General features: G+C 52.4%; 6 protein-coding genes, 4 tRNA genes and 8 rRNA genes. 12 read left to right on the forward strand and 6 right to left on the reverse strand.

The window, feature by feature from the left end:
* The 12 genes from CLU84_RS00005 to rrf (CLU84_RS00060) all read left to right on the forward strand — a co-directional run.
* Positions 1-2,830, forward strand: a 23S ribosomal RNA gene (locus tag CLU84_RS00005); the annotation flags it as partial.
* Between the two features lie 180 nt (positions 2,831-3,010).
* A 5S ribosomal RNA gene (rrf, locus tag CLU84_RS00010) occupies positions 3,011-3,123 on the forward strand.
* A gap of 352 nt (positions 3,124-3,475) precedes the next feature.
* A 16S ribosomal RNA gene (locus CLU84_RS00015) occupies positions 3,476-5,008 on the forward strand.
* A gap of 100 nt (positions 5,009-5,108) precedes the next feature.
* Positions 5,109-5,185, forward strand: a tRNA-Ile gene (locus CLU84_RS00020).
* Positions 5,186-5,214: 29 nt separating this feature from the next.
* Positions 5,215-5,290 (forward strand) — tRNA-Ala (locus CLU84_RS00025).
* A gap of 418 nt (positions 5,291-5,708) precedes the next feature.
* Positions 5,709-8,588 (forward strand): 23S ribosomal RNA (locus CLU84_RS00030).
* A gap of 180 nt (positions 8,589-8,768) precedes the next feature.
* A 5S ribosomal RNA gene (gene rrf, locus CLU84_RS00035) occupies positions 8,769-8,881 on the forward strand.
* A 352-nt stretch (positions 8,882-9,233) separates the two neighbouring features.
* Positions 9,234-10,766, forward strand: a 16S ribosomal RNA gene (locus CLU84_RS00040).
* A 100-nt stretch (positions 10,767-10,866) separates the two neighbouring features.
* A tRNA-Ile gene (locus CLU84_RS00045) sits at positions 10,867-10,943 on the forward strand.
* A gap of 29 nt (positions 10,944-10,972) precedes the next feature.
* Positions 10,973-11,048 (forward strand) — tRNA-Ala (locus CLU84_RS00050).
* Between the two features lie 418 nt (positions 11,049-11,466).
* Positions 11,467-14,346, forward strand: a 23S ribosomal RNA gene (locus CLU84_RS00055).
* 180 nt (positions 14,347-14,526) lie between these two features.
* A 5S ribosomal RNA gene (gene rrf, locus CLU84_RS00060) occupies positions 14,527-14,639 on the forward strand.
* Positions 14,640-14,832: 193 nt separating this feature from the next.
* Here the strand turns inward: rrf (CLU84_RS00060) and CLU84_RS00065 are convergent.
* From CLU84_RS00065 to CLU84_RS00090, 6 genes are all read right to left on the reverse strand, one after another.
* Positions 14,833-15,600, reverse strand: coding sequence for a class II glutamine amidotransferase (locus CLU84_RS00065; protein ID WP_099735364.1), 768 nt, complete (start codon positions 15,598-15,600; stop codon positions 14,833-14,835).
* A gap of 58 nt (positions 15,601-15,658) precedes the next feature.
* The gene (locus CLU84_RS00070; RefSeq protein ID WP_099735365.1) at positions 15,659-17,143 is read right to left on the reverse strand and encodes a DHA2 family efflux MFS transporter permease subunit; all 1,485 of its coding nucleotides are present in this window, start codon (positions 17,141-17,143) and stop codon (positions 15,659-15,661) included.
* Positions 17,140-17,328 carry a 4-oxalocrotonate tautomerase gene (locus CLU84_RS00075; protein ID WP_099735366.1) on the reverse strand — a complete coding sequence of 63 codons (189 nt, stop codon included), beginning with the start codon at positions 17,326-17,328 and terminating at the stop codon, positions 17,140-17,142. The genes CLU84_RS00070 and CLU84_RS00075 overlap by 4 nt, the downstream gene beginning before the upstream one ends.
* A 111-nt stretch (positions 17,329-17,439) precedes the next feature.
* Complete coding sequence (locus CLU84_RS00080; protein ID WP_099735367.1) at positions 17,440-17,628, reverse strand: 4-oxalocrotonate tautomerase; 189 nt, start codon at positions 17,626-17,628, stop codon at positions 17,440-17,442.
* A gap of 53 nt (positions 17,629-17,681) precedes the next feature.
* Positions 17,682-17,900, reverse strand: a complete 219-nt coding sequence (locus tag CLU84_RS00085) for a cysteine-rich CWC family protein (protein ID WP_099737771.1) — start codon at positions 17,898-17,900, stop codon at positions 17,682-17,684.
* Between the two features lie 238 nt (positions 17,901-18,138).
* Positions 18,139-19,110 (reverse strand): tripartite tricarboxylate transporter substrate binding protein, encoded by a 972-nt coding sequence (locus CLU84_RS00090; protein WP_099735368.1) that lies wholly within the window; start codon positions 19,108-19,110, stop codon positions 18,139-18,141.
* Between the last annotated feature and the right edge of the window lie 14 nt (positions 19,111-19,124).

A 19,124-nucleotide genomic window follows, 5' to 3' on the forward strand; every position in this document is an offset into this window, starting at 1 on the left:
GCGACGAAAGACGTGATAGCCTGCGATAAGCTTCGGGGAGCTGGCAAATAAGCTTTGATCCGGAGATTTCTGAATGGGGAACCCACCTCGCAAGAGGTATCGCATGATGAATACATAGTCATGCGAAGCGAACCTGGAGAACTGAAACATCTAAGTACCCAGAGGAAAAGACATCAACCGAGATTCCGATAGTAGTGGCGAGCGAATTCGGAAGAGCCTTGCAGTGATAGTCGACCGGTTAACAAAATGGCATGGAAAGGCCAACCATAGTGGGTGATAGTCCCGTATGTGAAAACCGATCGGTGGTACTAGGCTGCAGACAAGTAGGCGGGGCACGAGAAACCCTGTCTGAATATAGGGGACCATCCTCTAAGGCTAAATACTCATCATCGACCGATAGTGAACCAGTACCGTGAGGGAAAGGCGAAAAGAACCCCGGGAGGGGAGTGAAATAGATCCTGAAACCGTATGCTTACAAAAAGTCGGAGCCTCGTAAGGGGTGACGGCGTACCTTTTGTATAATGGGTCAGCGACTTACATTCAGTGGCAAGCTTAACCGAATAGGGGAGGCGCAGAGAAATCGAGTCCGAATAGGGCGATCAGTCGCTGGGTGTAGACCCGAAACCAAGTGATCTATCCATGGCCAGGATGAAGGTGCCGTAACAGGTACTGGAGGTCCGAACCCACTAATGTTGCAAAATTAGGGGATGAGCTGTGGATAGGGGTGAAAGGCTAAACAAACTTGGAAATAGCTGGTTCTCTCCGAAAACTATTTAGGTAGTGCCTCAAGTATTACCGTCGGGGTAGAGCACTGTTTAGGCTAGGGGTCATGGCGACTTACCAAACCTATGCAAACTCCGAATACCGACGAGTACAGCTTGGGAGACAGAGCACCGGGTGCTAACGTCCGGACTCAAGAGGGAAACAACCCAGACCGCCAGCTAAGGTCCCTAAAATTGGCTAAGTGGGAAACGAAGTGGGAAGGCTAAAACAGTCAGGATGTTGGCTTAGAAGCAGCCATCATTTAAAGAAAGCGTAATAGCTCACTGATCGAGTCGTCCTGCGCGGAAGATGTAACGGGGCTAAGCCAGTTACCGAAGCTGCGGATGTGTCATTTATGGCACGTGGTAGGAGAGCGTTCTGTAAGCCTGTGAAGGTGTCTGGAGACGGATGCTGGAGGTATCAGAAGTGCGAATGCTGACATGAGTAGCGTTAAAGGGGGTGAAAAGCCCCCTCGCCGTAAGCGCAAGGTTTCCTACGCAACGTTCATCGGCGTAGGGTGAGTCGGCCCCTAAGGCGAGGCAGAGATGCGTAGCTGATGGGAAACAGGTCAATATTCCTGTACCGATCAATAGTGCGATGTGGGGACGGAGAAGGTTAGCTCAGCCAACTGTTGGATATGTTGGTTCAAGCCTGTAGTCATGCCTGGTAGGCAAATCCGCCGGGCTAAGATGAGGGGTGATAACGAGTCTGCTTGCAGACGAAGTGAGTGATACCCTGCTTCCAGGAAAAGCCACTAAGCTTCAGCTATTGACGACCGTACCGCAAACCGACACTGGTGCGCGAGATGAGTATTCTAAGGCGCTTGAGAGAACTCAGGAGAAGGAACTCGGCAAATTAACACCGTAACTTCGGGAGAAGGTGTACCCCAAGTCAGTGAAGTTGAACAAACGGAGCTAAAAGGGGTTGCAAAAAATTGGTGGCTGCGACTGTTTAATAAAAACACAGCACTCTGCAAACACGAAAGTGGACGTATAGGGTGTGACGCCTGCCCGGTGCTGGAAGATTAAATGATGGGGTGCAAGCTCTTGATTGAAGTCCCAGTAAACGGCGGCCGTAACTATAACGGTCCTAAGGTAGCGAAATTCCTTGTCGGGTAAGTTCCGACCTGCACGAATGGCGTAACGATGGCCACACTGTCTCCTCCTGAGACTCAGCGAAGTTGAAATGTTTGTGATGATGCAATCTCCCCGCGGAAAGACGGAAAGACCCCATGAACCTTTACTGTAGCTTTGTATTGGACTTTGAACGGATCTGTGTAGGATAGGTGGGAGGCTTTGAAGTGTGGTCGCTAGATCACATGGAGCCAACGTTGAAATACCACCCTGGTGCGTTTGAGGTTCTAACCTTGGTCCATTATCTGGATCGGGGACAGTGCATGGTAGGCAGTTTGACTGGGGCGGTCTCCTCCCAAAGCGTAACGGAGGAGTTCGAAGGTACGCTAGTTACGGTCGGACATCGTGACGATAGTGCAATGGCATAAGCGTGCTTAACTGCGAGACTGACAAGTCGAGCAGATGCGAAAGCAGGACATAGTGATCCGGTGGTTCTGTATGGAAGGGCCATCGCTCAACGGATAAAAGGTACTCTGGGGATAACAGGCTGATACCGCCCAAGAGTTCATATCGACGGCGGTGTTTGGCACCTCGATGTCGGCTCATCTCATCCTGGGGCTGTAGTCGGTCCCAAGGGTATGGCTGTTCGCCATTTAAAGAGGTACGTGAGCTGGGTTTAAAACGTCGTGAGACAGTTTGGTCCCTATCTTCCGTGGGCGCTGCAGATTTGAGGAAGCCTGCTCCTAGTACGAGAGGACCGGAGTGGACACACCTCTGGTGTACCTGTTGTCACGCCAGTGGCATCGCAGGGTAGCTAAGTGTGGAAGAGATAACCGCTGAAAGCATCTAAGCGGGAAACTCGTTTCAAGATGAGATCTGCCGGGGCCTTGAGCCCCCTGAAGGGTCGTTGTAGACCACGACGTTGATAGGCTGGGTGTGGAAGCGCAGTAATGCGTTAAGCTAACCAGTACTAATTGCCCGAGCGGCTTGACCCTATAACTTTGGGTTTAGCTCAGAAATGAAAAGACAGAATGAATCATGCAAGTGATCATTCAAGTTATGCCAAAAAGGCGCAATCGAATAAGCTGATCGAGACTCTATGAATTCGTTGGATTGAAAGTGAGCTTTGATTAAGAAGTTAATCGAAGAGCGATCAATCTGACAAAAAGTTTATGCCTGATGACCATAGCAAGTTGGTACCACTCCTTCCCATCCCGAACAGGACCGTGAAACGACTTAGCGCCGATGATAGTGCGGGTTCCCGTGTGAAAGTAGGTCATCGTCAGGCTCTTACGCCAAAACGCCTGGCTCACGCCAGGCGTTTTCTTCTCTCTCTTCGAAAGAGGGGTGAGAAGAAAACGCAAAAACGTTTTTAAAGTGCTGCAAAACAGTGCTAAAATCTAAGGCTTCGCTGATCACAGCAAGCAACGAAATTCAAAAGTGGTTCTGCCGGTTTTGAGTTCTCGGTTCCTTAAAAAAATACAGCCGATAAGCGTGGGCGTTTGATGGCAAGCAGCCAGTTCTTCGGAACAAAACTCTTCGGAGTATCAAGCGCTCACAAAAACAGTAATTATTGAAGAATTTATTCTTCTTGATTCCGTCAAGTGAGTGAGCAGTCGAAAGACTTTAAATTCAAGATCGAACTATAGAGTTTGATCCTGGCTCAGATTGAACGCTGGCGGCATGCTTTACACATGCAAGTCGAACGGTAACAGGTCTTCGGATGCTGACGAGTGGCGAACGGGTGAGTAATACATCGGAACGTGCCTAGTAGTGGGGGATAACTACTCGAAAGAGTAGCTAATACCGCATGAGATCTACGGATGAAAGCAGGGGATCGCAAGACCTTGTGCTACTAGAGCGGCTGATGGCAGATTAGGTAGTTGGTGGGGTAAAGGCTCACCAAGCCAACGATCTGTAGCTGGTCTGAGAGGACGACCAGCCACACTGGAACTGAGACACGGTCCAGACTCCTACGGGAGGCAGCAGTGGGGAATTTTGGACAATGGGCGAAAGCCTGATCCAGCAATGCCGCGTGCAGGATGAAGGCCCTCGGGTTGTAAACTGCTTTTGTACGGAACGAAAAGCTCTGGGCTAATATCCCGGAGTCATGACGGTACCGTAAGAATAAGCACCGGCTAACTACGTGCCAGCAGCCGCGGTAATACGTAGGGTGCAAGCGTTAATCGGAATTACTGGGCGTAAAGCGTGCGCAGGCGGTTATGTAAGACAGAGGTGAAATCCCCGGGCTCAACCTGGGAACGGCCTTTGTGACTGCATGGCTAGAGTACGGTAGAGGGGGATGGAATTCCGCGTGTAGCAGTGAAATGCGTAGATATGCGGAGGAACACCGATGGCGAAGGCAATCCCCTGGACCTGTACTGACGCTCATGCACGAAAGCGTGGGGAGCAAACAGGATTAGATACCCTGGTAGTCCACGCCCTAAACGATGTCAACTGGTTGTTGGGTCTTAACTGACTCAGTAACGAAGCTAACGCGTGAAGTTGACCGCCTGGGGAGTACGGCCGCAAGGTTGAAACTCAAAGGAATTGACGGGGACCCGCACAAGCGGTGGATGATGTGGTTTAATTCGATGCAACGCGAAAAACCTTACCCACCTTTGACATGTACGGAAGTTACCAGAGATGGTTTCGTGCTCGAAAGAGAACCGTAACACAGGTGCTGCATGGCTGTCGTCAGCTCGTGTCGTGAGATGTTGGGTTAAGTCCCGCAACGAGCGCAACCCTTGCCATTAGTTGCTACATTCAGTTGAGCACTCTAATGGGACTGCCGGTGACAAACCGGAGGAAGGTGGGGATGACGTCAAGTCCTCATGGCCCTTATAGGTGGGGCTACACACGTCATACAATGGCTGGTACAAAGGGTTGCCAACCCGCGAGGGGGAGCTAATCCCATAAAGCCAGTCGTAGTCCGGATCGCAGTCTGCAACTCGACTGCGTGAAGTCGGAATCGCTAGTAATCGTGGATCAGAATGTCACGGTGAATACGTTCCCGGGTCTTGTACACACCGCCCGTCACACCATGGGAGCGGGTCTCGCCAGAAGTAGGTAGCCTAACCGCAAGGAGGGCGCTTACCACGGCGGGGTTCGTGACTGGGGTGAAGTCGTAACAAGGTAGCCGTATCGGAAGGTGCGGCTGGATCACCTCCTTTCTGGAAAAATGCTGCTTTAAATTGAACGTCCACACTTATCGGTTGTTGGAACAAGCCAAAGCTTGATAGGCAAGGAAACTTGCTTGTTGTGTTGAGGAATGGGTCTGTAGCTCAGCTGGTTAGAGCACTGTGTTGATAACGCAGGGGTCGTTGGTTCGAGCCCAACTAGACCCACCAAGATTCCAATGCCAGTGCAAGAGGATCCTGGGGGATTAGCTCAGCTGGGAGAGCACCTGCTTTGCAAGCAGGGGGTCGTCGGTTCGATCCCGTCATCCTCCACCAAGTTTAAAAATGATAGCGCCTGAAGGTGCTATAATCGTTGGCTCAGCAGATGTTGCAAGGCATGAGGTTGAGAAGCAAGAAAACAGAAATTCAATATAAAAGCAGTCTGAAGCAGACTGCTTTTATATTGATCTTTGATCAATAGGCTGTTCTTTAAAAATTCATAGAGTCGAAATCAGCGTTGCTGGTGGAAAGCGCAAACCAAGGTTTGTGCACCGTGCCATCAGCAACTTTTTGATTGCGTCAAAACAAATATTTTGCGAAAGCAAAGATATTTAGTAATGACGAATATTCTCTAAGCTGTATCGAAAGATACAGCCAAAGATATTCACATTACGGCATAACGCGTGAGGTGCAAGACCTCACCAGTCTTTGAAATCTAGAGCTTTGTGTTTCGCAAGAGACGTCAAAGTTATAGGGTCAAGTGACTAAGAGCATATGGTGGATGCCTTGGCGATGATAGGCGACGAAAGACGTGATAGCCTGCGATAAGCTTCGGGGAGCTGGCAAATAAGCTTTGATCCGGAGATTTCTGAATGGGGGAACCCACCTCGCAAGAGGTATCGCATGATGAATACATAGTCATGCGAAGCGAACCTGGAGAACTGAAACATCTAAGTACCCAGAGGAAAAGACATCAACCGAGATTCCGATAGTAGTGGCGAGCGAATTCGGAAGAGCCTTGCAGTGATAGTCGACCGGTTAACAAAATGGCATGGAAAGGCCAACCATAGTGGGTGATAGTCCCGTATGTGAAAACCGATCGGTGGTACTAGGCTGCAGACAAGTAGGGCGGGGCACGAGAAACCCTGTCTGAATATAGGGGGACCATCCTCTAAGGCTAAATACTCATCATCGACCGATAGTGAACCAGTACCGTGAGGGAAAGGCGAAAAGAACCCCGGGAGGGGAGTGAAATAGATCCTGAAACCGTATGCTTACAAAAAGTCGGAGCCTCGTAAGGGGTGACGGCGTACCTTTTGTATAATGGGTCAGCGACTTACATTCAGTGGCAAGCTTAACCGAATAGGGGAGGCGCAGAGAAATCGAGTCCGAATAGGGCGATCAGTCGCTGGGTGTAGACCCGAAACCAAGTGATCTATCCATGGCCAGGATGAAGGTGCCGTAACAGGTACTGGAGGTCCGAACCCACTAATGTTGCAAAATTAGGGGATGAGCTGTGGATAGGGGTGAAAGGCTAAACAAACTTGGAAATAGCTGGTTCTCTCCGAAAACTATTTAGGTAGTGCCTCAAGTATTACCGTCGGGGGTAGAGCACTGTTTAGGCTAGGGGGTCATGGCGACTTACCAAACCTATGCAAACTCCGAATACCGACGAGTACAGCTTGGGAGACAGAGCACCGGGTGCTAACGTCCGGACTCAAGAGGGAAACAACCCAGACCGCCAGCTAAGGTCCCTAAAATTGGCTAAGTGGGAAACGAAGTGGGAAGGCTAAAACAGTCAGGATGTTGGCTTAGAAGCAGCCATCATTTAAAGAAAGCGTAATAGCTCACTGATCGAGTCGTCCTGCGCGGAAGATGTAACGGGGCTAAGCCAGTTACCGAAGCTGCGGATGTGTCATTTATGGCACGTGGTAGGAGAGCGTTCTGTAAGCCTGTGAAGGTGTCTGGAGACGGATGCTGGAGGTATCAGAAGTGCGAATGCTGACATGAGTAGCGTTAAAGGGGGTGAAAAGCCCCCTCGCCGTAAGCGCAAGGTTTCCTACGCAACGTTCATCGGCGTAGGGTGAGTCGGCCCCTAAGGCGAGGCAGAGATGCGTAGCTGATGGGAAACAGGTCAATATTCCTGTACCGATCAATAGTGCGATGTGGGGACGGAGAAGGTTAGCTCAGCCAACTGTTGGATATGTTGGTTCAAGCCTGTAGTCATGCCTGGTAGGCAAATCCGCCGGGCTAAGATGAGGGGTGATAACGAGTCTGCTTGCAGACGAAGTGAGTGATACCCTGCTTCCAGGAAAAGCCACTAAGCTTCAGCTATTGACGACCGTACCGCAAACCGACACTGGTGCGCGAGATGAGTATTCTAAGGCGCTTGAGAGAACTCAGGAGAAGGAACTCGGCAAATTAACACCGTAACTTCGGGAGAAGGTGTACCCCAAGTCAGTGAAGTTGAACAAACGGAGCTAAAAGGGGTTGCAAAAAATTGGTGGCTGCGACTGTTTAATAAAAACACAGCACTCTGCAAACACGAAAGTGGACGTATAGGGTGTGACGCCTGCCCGGTGCTGGAAGATTAAATGATGGGGTGCAAGCTCTTGATTGAAGTCCCAGTAAACGGCGGCCGTAACTATAACGGTCCTAAGGTAGCGAAATTCCTTGTCGGGTAAGTTCCGACCTGCACGAATGGCGTAACGATGGCCACACTGTCTCCTCCTGAGACTCAGCGAAGTTGAAATGTTTGTGATGATGCAATCTCCCCGCGGAAAGACGGAAAGACCCCATGAACCTTTACTGTAGCTTTGTATTGGACTTTGAACGGATCTGTGTAGGATAGGTGGGAGGCTTTGAAGTGTGGTCGCTAGATCACATGGAGCCAACGTTGAAATACCACCCTGGTGCGTTTGAGGTTCTAACCTTGGTCCATTATCTGGATCGGGGACAGTGCATGGTAGGCAGTTTGACTGGGGCGGTCTCCTCCCAAAGCGTAACGGAGGAGTTCGAAGGTACGCTAGTTACGGTCGGACATCGTGACGATAGTGCAATGGCATAAGCGTGCTTAACTGCGAGACTGACAAGTCGAGCAGATGCGAAAGCAGGACATAGTGATCCGGTGGTTCTGTATGGAAGGGCCATCGCTCAACGGATAAAAGGTACTCTGGGGATAACAGGCTGATACCGCCCAAGAGTTCATATCGACGGCGGTGTTTGGCACCTCGATGTCGGCTCATCTCATCCTGGGGCTGTAGTCGGTCCCAAGGGTATGGCTGTTCGCCATTTAAAGAGGTACGTGAGCTGGGTTTAAAACGTCGTGAGACAGTTTGGTCCCTATCTTCCGTGGGCGCTGCAGATTTGAGGAAGCCTGCTCCTAGTACGAGAGGACCGGAGTGGACACACCTCTGGTGTACCTGTTGTCACGCCAGTGGCATCGCAGGGTAGCTAAGTGTGGAAGAGATAACCGCTGAAAGCATCTAAGCGGGAAACTCGTTTCAAGATGAGATCTGCCGGGGCCTTGAGCCCCCTGAAGGGTCGTTGTAGACCACGACGTTGATAGGCTGGGTGTGGAAGCGCAGTAATGCGTTAAGCTAACCAGTACTAATTGCCCGAGCGGCTTGACCCTATAACTTTGGGTTTAGCTCAGAAATGAAAAGACAGAATGAATCATGCAAGTGATCATTCAAGTTATGCCAAAAAGGCGCAATCGAATAAGCTGATCGAGACTCTATGAATTCGTTGGATTGAAAGTGAGCTTTGATTAAGAAGTTAATCGAAGAGCGATCAATCTGACAAAAAGTTTATGCCTGATGACCATAGCAAGTTGGTACCACTCCTTCCCATCCCGAACAGGACCGTGAAACGACTTAGCGCCGATGATAGTGCGGGTTCCCGTGTGAAAGTAGGTCATCGTCAGGCTCTTACGCCAAAACGCCTGGCTCACGCCAGGCGTTTTCTTCTCTCTCTTCGAAAGAGGGGTGAGAAGAAAACGCAAAAACGTTTTTAAAGTGCTGCAAAACAGTGCTAAAATCTAAGGCTTCGCTGATCACAGCAAGCAACGAAATTCAAAAGTGGTTCTGCCGGTTTTGAGTTCTCGGTTCCTTAAAAAAATACAGCCGATAAGCGTGGGCGTTTGATGGCAAGCAGCCAGTTCTTCGGAACAAAACTCTTCGGAGTATCAAGCGCTCACAAAAACAGTAATTATTGAAGAATTTATTCTTCTTGATTCCGTCAAGTGAGTGAGCAGTCGAAAGACTTTAAATTCAAGATCGAACTATAGAGTTTGATCCTGGCTCAGATTGAACGCTGGCGGCATGCTTTACACATGCAAGTCGAACGGTAACAGGTCTTCGGATGCTGACGAGTGGCGAACGGGTGAGTAATACATCGGAACGTGCCTAGTAGTGGGGGATAACTACTCGAAAGAGTAGCTAATACCGCATGAGATCTACGGATGAAAGCAGGGGATCGCAAGACCTTGTGCTACTAGAGCGGCTGATGGCAGATTAGGTAGTTGGTGGGGTAAAGGCTCACCAAGCCAACGATCTGTAGCTGGTCTGAGAGGACGACCAGCCACACTGGAACTGAGACACGGTCCAGACTCCTACGGGAGGCAGCAGTGGGGAATTTTGGACAATGGGCGAAAGCCTGATCCAGCAATGCCGCGTGCAGGATGAAGGCCCTCGGGTTGTAAACTGCTTTTGTACGGAACGAAAAGCTCTGGGCTAATATCCCGGAGTCATGACGGTACCGTAAGAATAAGCACCGGCTAACTACGTGCCAGCAGCCGCGGTAATACGTAGGGTGCAAGCGTTAATCGGAATTACTGGGCGTAAAGCGTGCGCAGGCGGTTATGTAAGACAGAGGTGAAATCCCCGGGCTCAACCTGGGAACGGCCTTTGTGACTGCATGGCTAGAGTACGGTAGAGGGGGATGGAATTCCGCGTGTAGCAGTGAAATGCGTAGATATGCGGAGGAACACCGATGGCGAAGGCAATCCCCTGGACCTGTACTGACGCTCATGCACGAAAGCGTGGGGAGCAAACAGGATTAGATACCCTGGTAGTCCACGCCCTAAACGATGTCAACTGGTTGTTGGGTCTTAACTGACTCAGTAACGAAGCTAACGCGTGAAGTTGACCGCCTGGGGAGTACGGCCGCAAGGTTGAAACTCAAAGGAATTGACGGGGACCCGCACAAGCGGTGGATGATGTGGTTTAATTCGATGCAACGCGAAAAACCTTACCCACCTTTGACATGTACGGAAGTTACCAGAGATGGTTTCGTGCTCGAAAGAGAACCGTAACACAGGTGCTGCATGGCTGTCGTCAGCTCGTGTCGTGAGATGTTGGGTTAAGTCCCGCAACGAGCGCAACCCTTGCCATTAGTTGCTACATTCAGTTGAGCACTCTAATGGGACTGCCGGTGACAAACCGGAGGAAGGTGGGGATGACGTCAAGTCCTCATGGCCCTTATAGGTGGGGCTACACACGTCATACAATGGCTGGTACAAAGGGTTGCCAACCCGCGAGGGGGAGCTAATCCCATAAAGCCAGTCGTAGTCCGGATCGCAGTCTGCAACTCGACTGCGTGAAGTCGGAATCGCTAGTAATCGTGGATCAGAATGTCACGGTGAATACGTTCCCGGGTCTTGTACACACCGCCCGTCACACCATGGGAGCGGGTCTCGCCAGAAGTAGGTAGCCTAACCGCAAGGAGGGCGCTTACCACGGCGGGGTTCGTGACTGGGGTGAAGTCGTAACAAGGTAGCCGTATCGGAAGGTGCGGCTGGATCACCTCCTTTCTGGAAAAATGCTGCTTTAAATTGAACGTCCACACTTATCGGTTGTTGGAACAAGCCAAAGCTTGATAGGCAAGGAAACTTGCTTGTTGTGTTGAGGAATGGGTCTGTAGCTCAGCTGGTTAGAGCACTGTGTTGATAACGCAGGGGTCGTTGGTTCGAGCCCAACTAGACCCACCAAGATTCCAATGCCAGTGCAAGAGGATCCTGGGGGATTAGCTCAGCTGGGAGAGCACCTGCTTTGCAAGCAGGGGGTCGTCGGTTCGATCCCGTCATCCTCCACCAAGTTTAAAAATGATAGCGCCTGAAGGTGCTATAATCGTTGGCTCAGCAGATGTTGCAAGGCATGAGGTTGAGAAGCAAGAAAACAGAAATTCAATATAAAAGCAGTCTGAAGCAGACTGCTTTTATATTGATCTTTGATCAATAGGCTGTTCTTTAAAAATTCATAGAGTCGAAATCAGCGTTGCTGGTGGAAAGCGCAAACCAAGGTTTGTGCACCGTGCCATCAGCAACTTTTTGATTGCGTCAAAACAAATATTTTGCGAAAGCAAAGATATTTAGTAATGACGAATATTCTCTAAGCTGTATCGAAAGATACAGCCAAAGATATTCACATTACGGCATAACGCGTGAGGTGCAAGACCTCACCAGTCTTTGAAATCTAGAGCTTTGTGTTTCGCAAGAGACGTCAAAGTTATAGGGTCAAGTGACTAAGAGCATATGGTGGATGCCTTGGCGATGATAGGCGACGAAAGACGTGATAGCCTGCGATAAGCTTCGGGGAGCTGGCAAATAAGCTTTGATCCGGAGATTTCTGAATGGGGGAACCCACCTCGCAAGAGGTATCGCATGATGAATACATAGTCATGCGAAGCGAACCTGGAGAACTGAAACATCTAAGTACCCAGAGGAAAAGACATCAACCGAGATTCCGATAGTAGTGGCGAGCGAATTCGGAAGAGCCTTGCAGTGATAGTCGACCGGTTAACAAAATGGCATGGAAAGGCCAACCATAGTGGGTGATAGTCCCGTATGTGAAAACCGATCGGTGGTACTAGGCTGCAGACAAGTAGGGCGGGGCACGAGAAACCCTGTCTGAATATAGGGGGACCATCCTCTAAGGCTAAATACTCATCATCGACCGATAGTGAACCAGTACCGTGAGGGAAAGGCGAAAAGAACCCCGGGAGGGGAGTGAAATAGATCCTGAAACCGTATGCTTACAAAAAGTCGGAGCCTCGTAAGGGGTGACGGCGTACCTTTTGTATAATGGGTCAGCGACTTACATTCAGTGGCAAGCTTAACCGAATAGGGGAGGCGCAGAGAAATCGAGTCCGAATAGGGCGATCAGTCGCTGGGTGTAGACCCGAAACCAAGTGATCTATCCATGGCCAGGATGAAGGTGCCGTAACAGGTACTGGAGGTCCGAACCCACTAATGTTGCAAAATTAGGGGATGAGCTGTGGATAGGGGTGAAAGGCTAAACAAACTTGGAAATAGCTGGTTCTCTCCGAAAACTATTTAGGTAGTGCCTCAAGTATTACCGTCGGGGGTAGAGCACTGTTTAGGCTAGGGGGTCATGGCGACTTACCAAACCTATGCAAACTCCGAATACCGACGAGTACAGCTTGGGAGACAGAGCACCGGGTGCTAACGTCCGGACTCAAGAGGGAAACAACCCAGACCGCCAGCTAAGGTCCCTAAAATTGGCTAAGTGGGAAACGAAGTGGGAAGGCTAAAACAGTCAGGATGTTGGCTTAGAAGCAGCCATCATTTAAAGAAAGCGTAATAGCTCACTGATCGAGTCGTCCTGCGCGGAAGATGTAACGGGGCTAAGCCAGTTACCGAAGCTGCGGATGTGTCATTTATGGCACGTGGTAGGAGAGCGTTCTGTAAGCCTGTGAAGGTGTCTGGAGACGGATGCTGGAGGTATCAGAAGTGCGAATGCTGACATGAGTAGCGTTAAAGGGGGTGAAAAGCCCCCTCGCCGTAAGCGCAAGGTTTCCTACGCAACGTTCATCGGCGTAGGGTGAGTCGGCCCCTAAGGCGAGGCAGAGATGCGTAGCTGATGGGAAACAGGTCAATATTCCTGTACCGATCAATAGTGCGATGTGGGGACGGAGAAGGTTAGCTCAGCCAACTGTTGGATATGTTGGTTCAAGCCTGTAGTCATGCCTGGTAGGCAAATCCGCCGGGCTAAGATGAGGGGTGATAACGAGTCTGCTTGCAGACGAAGTGAGTGATACCCTGCTTCCAGGAAAAGCCACTAAGCTTCAGCTATTGACGACCGTACCGCAAACCGACACTGGTGCGCGAGATGAGTATTCTAAGGCGCTTGAGAGAACTCAGGAGAAGGAACTCGGCAAATTAACACCGTAACTTCGGGAGAAGGTGTACCCCAAGTCAGTGAAGTTGAACAAACGGAGCTAAAAGGGGTTGCAAAAAATTGGTGGCTGCGACTGTTTAATAAAAACACAGCACTCTGCAAACACGAAAGTGGACGTATAGGGTGTGACGCCTGCCCGGTGCTGGAAGATTAAATGATGGGGTGCAAGCTCTTGATTGAAGTCCCAGTAAACGGCGGCCGTAACTATAACGGTCCTAAGGTAGCGAAATTCCTTGTCGGGTAAGTTCCGACCTGCACGAATGGCGTAACGATGGCCACACTGTCTCCTCCTGAGACTCAGCGAAGTTGAAATGTTTGTGATGATGCAATCTCCCCGCGGAAAGACGGAAAGACCCCATGAACCTTTACTGTAGCTTTGTATTGGACTTTGAACGGATCTGTGTAGGATAGGTGGGAGGCTTTGAAGTGTGGTCGCTAGATCACATGGAGCCAACGTTGAAATACCACCCTGGTGCGTTTGAGGTTCTAACCTTGGTCCATTATCTGGATCGGGGACAGTGCATGGTAGGCAGTTTGACTGGGGCGGTCTCCTCCCAAAGCGTAACGGAGGAGTTCGAAGGTACGCTAGTTACGGTCGGACATCGTGACGATAGTGCAATGGCATAAGCGTGCTTAACTGCGAGACTGACAAGTCGAGCAGATGCGAAAGCAGGACATAGTGATCCGGTGGTTCTGTATGGAAGGGCCATCGCTCAACGGATAAAAGGTACTCTGGGGATAACAGGCTGATACCGCCCAAGAGTTCATATCGACGGCGGTGTTTGGCACCTCGATGTCGGCTCATCTCATCCTGGGGCTGTAGTCGGTCCCAAGGGTATGGCTGTTCGCCATTTAAAGAGGTACGTGAGCTGGGTTTAAAACGTCGTGAGACAGTTTGGTCCCTATCTTCCGTGGGCGCTGCAGATTTGAGGAAGCCTGCTCCTAGTACGAGAGGACCGGAGTGGACACACCTCTGGTGTACCTGTTGTCACGCCAGTGGCATCGCAGGGTAGCTAAGTGTGGAAGAGATAACCGCTGAAAGCATCTAAGCGGGAAACTCGTTTCAAGATGAGATCTGCCGGGGCCTTGAGCCCCCTGAAGGGTCGTTGTAGACCACGACGTTGATAGGCTGGGTGTGGAAGCGCAGTAATGCGTTAAGCTAACCAGTACTAATTGCCCGAGCGGCTTGACCCTATAACTTTGGGTTTAGCTCAGAAATGAAAAGACAGAATGAATCATGCAAGTGATCATTCAAGTTATGCCAAAAAGGCGCAATCGAATAAGCTGATCGAGACTCTATGAATTCGTTGGATTGAAAGTGAGCTTTGATTAAGAAGTTAATCGAAGAGCGATCAATCTGACAAAAAGTTTATGCCTGATGACCATAGCAAGTTGGTACCACTCCTTCCCATCCCGAACAGGACCGTGAAACGACTTAGCGCCGATGATAGTGCGGGTTCCCGTGTGAAAGTAGGTCATCGTCAGGCTCTTACAGAGAAAAACCCCGTAATCGAAAGATTACGGGGTTTTTTATTTGCGGAATGCAAAAGCGTTGAAGACTGGGTCATCAAAAAGCAGAGCAGCTTGTGCTGGCTGTGATTGGGCTCCAGAGCCTAACAACCTGAAAACAAATAAAAAGAGAGCGCATAGCGCTCTCTTTTTATTTGTGAAGTGAAGGCCTCAGATGCCGAGGCCCTGACCGTGTTTGAAGACCTTGAGCTCGCCTGAGCGGATTGGGATCCAGGTTTCGTTGTGGGTTAGCGGTGTCGTGACGATGATGGCCACTTTGTCTTGCGGGGTCGTCTCGCGGGAGAAGTCCACGCTGAGGTCTTCGTCGCAGAGCTGGGCTTGGGCAAACGGGTGCTGTCGCTCTATGTAGCAAAGATGGGTGGTGGCATGGGCCCAGAGTGCTTCGCCGTTGGAGAGCAGGAAGTTGAAGGTGCCGTGGGGTGTAATCTTGGCGGCCAGCTCGCGCAGGGTGTGGGTGAGCTCTTCAATGCTGGGGATACCGGCATGAGATTTCCACAGCTCCTGCATGATCCAGCAAAAGGCCAGTTCACTGTCGGTATTGCCTACGGGCTGAAAGTGCGCGTGGAGTTTGGGAGCGAAGTTTTTGAGGTCGCCGTTATGCGCGAAGACCCAGTTATGCCCCCAGAGCTCGCGCACGAAAGGGTGGCAGTTTTGTAGGCTGACCACGCCCTGAGTCGCCTTGCGGATGTGGGCAATGACGTTATTGCTTTTGATGGGGTATTCGCGGATCAGCTTGGCGATGGGGGAGTCGATCGCGCGTTCGTGATCGACAAAGTGACGCAGGCCTTTTTCTTCAAAAAAGGCGATGCCCCAGCCATCGGTATGGTCGCCGGTATTACCCGCGCGCTGGGTGAAGCCCGAAAAGCTGAAGCGCACATCGGTTGGTGTGTTGCAGTTCATTCCCAGTAGCTGGCACATGCGATGCTTTCTCAAGGGCCTGAGCCCGTTAAACCTCAATGGCTTAATTATGCGCAACTTAGCTGGGGGTAGGACTGCTCGAGGCTTGTGGTAAGCGCAGCTGCATTGACGCAACCAGTGCAATCAGGCAGAGCAGGGTGAGCATGGCAAAGCACTCGTGAAAAGCCGCCAGTTGCGCCGCCTGAGGGCTGAGGCTGCTATTAGTCGCATGGACCGCTATACGCCACTGCAGCATGATGCCGGACAGGCCGACGCCAGCGGCACCACCTAGCATGCGGATGAAGCTGATGGTGCTGGAGCCTTGGGCCAGCAAAGAGCGATCCAGAGGGCGCATGGCCCCCAGGTTCAGGCTGGGCAGGATGAAGCCCAGACCGACACGGCCAATAATGATGACGACGGCCAGCCACCACAGCGGCGTTGTCGTACTAACCCAGATATTGAGAGCGAAGGACAGGGCCAGTAGTGCAACGCCCGTGCCGACCAGCCAGTGCACCGGGTGCCTGTCTGCCATGCGACCCACGAGCGGGAAGGTAAAGGCCAGTATCAGCCCGGCGGGAACGAGTAGATTGCCTGCGTAGCTGGCTGACAGGCCCAGACCCATCTGGATAAAAAGAGGCAGCAGATAGGTGGAGCCGTACATGGCTGCACCGTAGACAAGAGAGACGATGCAGCCCATGACAAACGGGCGGCACTCAAACAGGCGAAGATCCATCAGCGGCTTCTGGCCCTGACGCAACAGCCGCTGTTGCCAGAGCAAAAAGGCGACAAGCAACACAGCAGAGGCAAGCAGCAGCCCGGCGGCAGCCAATTTGGAAGGACTATGCAGTTGCGCCAGACCATTGAGCAGGCAGACCGTGCCAGCGCCGCCCAGTGTCAGGCCCAGCCAGTCCAGCGGTGTTTTTTGCGTACCGGCCTCTGCACCGCCGGGGGATGAATGGGGGACGAGCTTGAAGCCCAGCCAGATCGATACCAGTGCAAAAGGCACAACCATGAAGAAGGTGGAGCGCCAGCCCAGCCAGTCCGTCAACACACCGCCAAGCGCGGGGGCAAGGGCTGGGGCCAGCACCACACCCATGCCAAACAGTCCGCCAGCGCGGCCCTGCTCATGGGGTTTGAAAGCGCTCATCATGATGACGGCTGGTATGGGCTGGATGATGCCTGCGGCAATGCCTTCAGCGACGCGAGAAGCCAGAATCAGCGGGTAGTGCTGGGCCAGACCACCCACCACGGCACCGATGGTGAGCAGTACGAGAGCGGCCACATAGGTGCGGCGGTAGCCAAAGCGGTGCAGCAGCCAAGGCGTGACCAGCATGGCGATGGTGGATGCCACCATAAAGCCAGAAGTGATCCACTGGGCCTGCGCCGGGCCGATGTGGAAATAAGCGCTGATGGCCGGAATGGCCACGTTGACGCTGGTGGAGGGGAGAACCGAAGCCACCACGCCAACCAGCACGGCCAGCAAAAGCAGCCAGCGGTAGCGTTCTCCGTAACGGGCGCGAAGCTCGGCGGTGGATGCACCGCCTTGTCTTGCGCCTGCGTTCATTCGCGCTCCAGCCAGAGCTTGCCGCCGGTGGCCCAGTTTTCGCGCTTGATGTCGGTGATCACGATGTCTACGTACTCGGGCGAGCCACCCAGAACTTCAACGCTGACACGGGTGATCTCTTCGACCAGCTTGCGCTTTTGCTCAACGGTGCGGCCTTCCATCATTTCGATGTGATAGGTGGGCATGTGCTGACTTTCTGTATGTATTTTTAAACATCAATCATAAATGGCAGTCTGTAAGACGGCGCAAAAAAAGCAGCCCTAGGGCTGCTTGTCACGCGATCTGCGGCTCTCAGCTCAGCTCTGCTCTGACCAGAGCTTGCCCGCCGTGGCCCAGTTGTGGCGCGGCACGTCGGTAATGATGATGTCCACGGACTCGGGCGAGCTGCCCAGCACTTCGGTGGTCACGCGGGTGATGGCCTCGGCCAGCTTGCGCTTTTCATCAACGCTGCGGCCTTCAAACAGTTCAATGCGATAGGTGGGCATCAAGGTCTCCTGGGTAGTTGGGTGCCTGACCTGCGCAAAGATGCGCCGCAGAGTCAGTCGGTCGTGAAATCGGGCTTTGCGGGCTGGGCGCAGACCGGGCAGATACAGGCCTTGCCGCGCGCTTCAGGCGGCAGCTGGGCCAGTGCATCTTGCGACACCGGGGTCTGCATGCACCAGCAGCTTTCTGGCGGCAGGCCAGTGGTAATGGCGCACTGGTTGGCCTGACCACATAGCGGGCAGAGGCTGGGATCGAGAGGCGTATTGCTTGGCATGGCGTCAGTGTAGAAGCCGTGCCGCATCAACCCCGCCGCGTCCAATAAAAATGCACTCGATGTAGTGGCATGGAGTGCATTTTTGATAGCTGCTTGCGCTTGCAAATCAATCAATCCCACTAAAAGTATATGTGGGGCTTATGAGTGGCAAGCAGTTGATGCTCTGAAAACAGAAGTGACCAATTCACTGCTTTTAGGCACGCCGCAGCGGGTGTGACCGAACTGTGAACGACGCCAGTTATTCGGGCGTAATGCCTGCAGCTTTGATCACCTTGCCCCATTTTTGCGTTTCTGCCGCCTGGAACTGCGACAGCTCTTGCGGCGTGGTGGTCCAGGGTTCGGAGCCCGACATGTCGAAGAACGACTTGGCTGCGCTGCTGGCCACGGCGCTGTTCAGCAACTGGTTGAGCTTGGCGACCACGGGGGCGGGCGTATTGGTTGGGGCATAGGCTGCAAACCAGTAACCCATGTCATAGCCTTTGACACCGGCTTCGGCAATGGTGGGCACATCGGGCAGCTGGGCACTGCGCTTTTGCGTGGAGTACCCCAGGGCGCGCAGCTTGCCGGCCTTGATCTGAGGCACGCCGGTGGAGACATCGGTGATCATCAGATTGATCTGTCCGCCCAGCAGGTCGGTAATCGCCAGTGGGTTGCTTTTGTAGGGCACATGCAAGATATCCACGCCCGCCAGCTGCTTGAGCATTTCGCCGGCCACACGGCTTGACGAGCTGCCGCTGCCAAAGCTCAGCTTGCCGGGGTTGGCCTTGGCGAAGGCCACCAGCTCGCCCACCGATTTATAAGGCGCGCCGGCCGGTACGACCAGCACCTGACCGCCCTTGCCCAGACCGGACAGCGGGGCGAAGTCCTTGACCGGGTCATAGGACAGCTTTTTGTACAAATGTTCGTTGGCCGCATGCGTGGTGTTGGTGGTGATCAGCACGGTATAGCCATCGGCCGGTGCCTTGGCCACGGCCTGGGCGGCAATCATGCCGCTGGCTCCGCCCTTGTTTTCGACCACGACGGGCTGCTTGGTTTTCTCGGTGATGGACTGGCCCAGTGCGCGAGCCAGCTGGTCCGTGGCGCTGCCTGCTGCAAAGGGCACGACAAAGGTGATGGGCTTGCTCGGGTAGTCGCTTTGCGCAAAAACCGTGGGCGCAAAGGCGAGGGCGATGCTGCTGACCAGCAGGCCGCGTTTGGTGAAAGAGGTCATGGTTTGTCTCCTGA

Origin of the sequence: Comamonas sp. 26 (assembly GCF_002754475.1) — a bacterium.
Lineage (GTDB): Bacteria > Pseudomonadota > Gammaproteobacteria > Burkholderiales > Burkholderiaceae_C > Comamonas.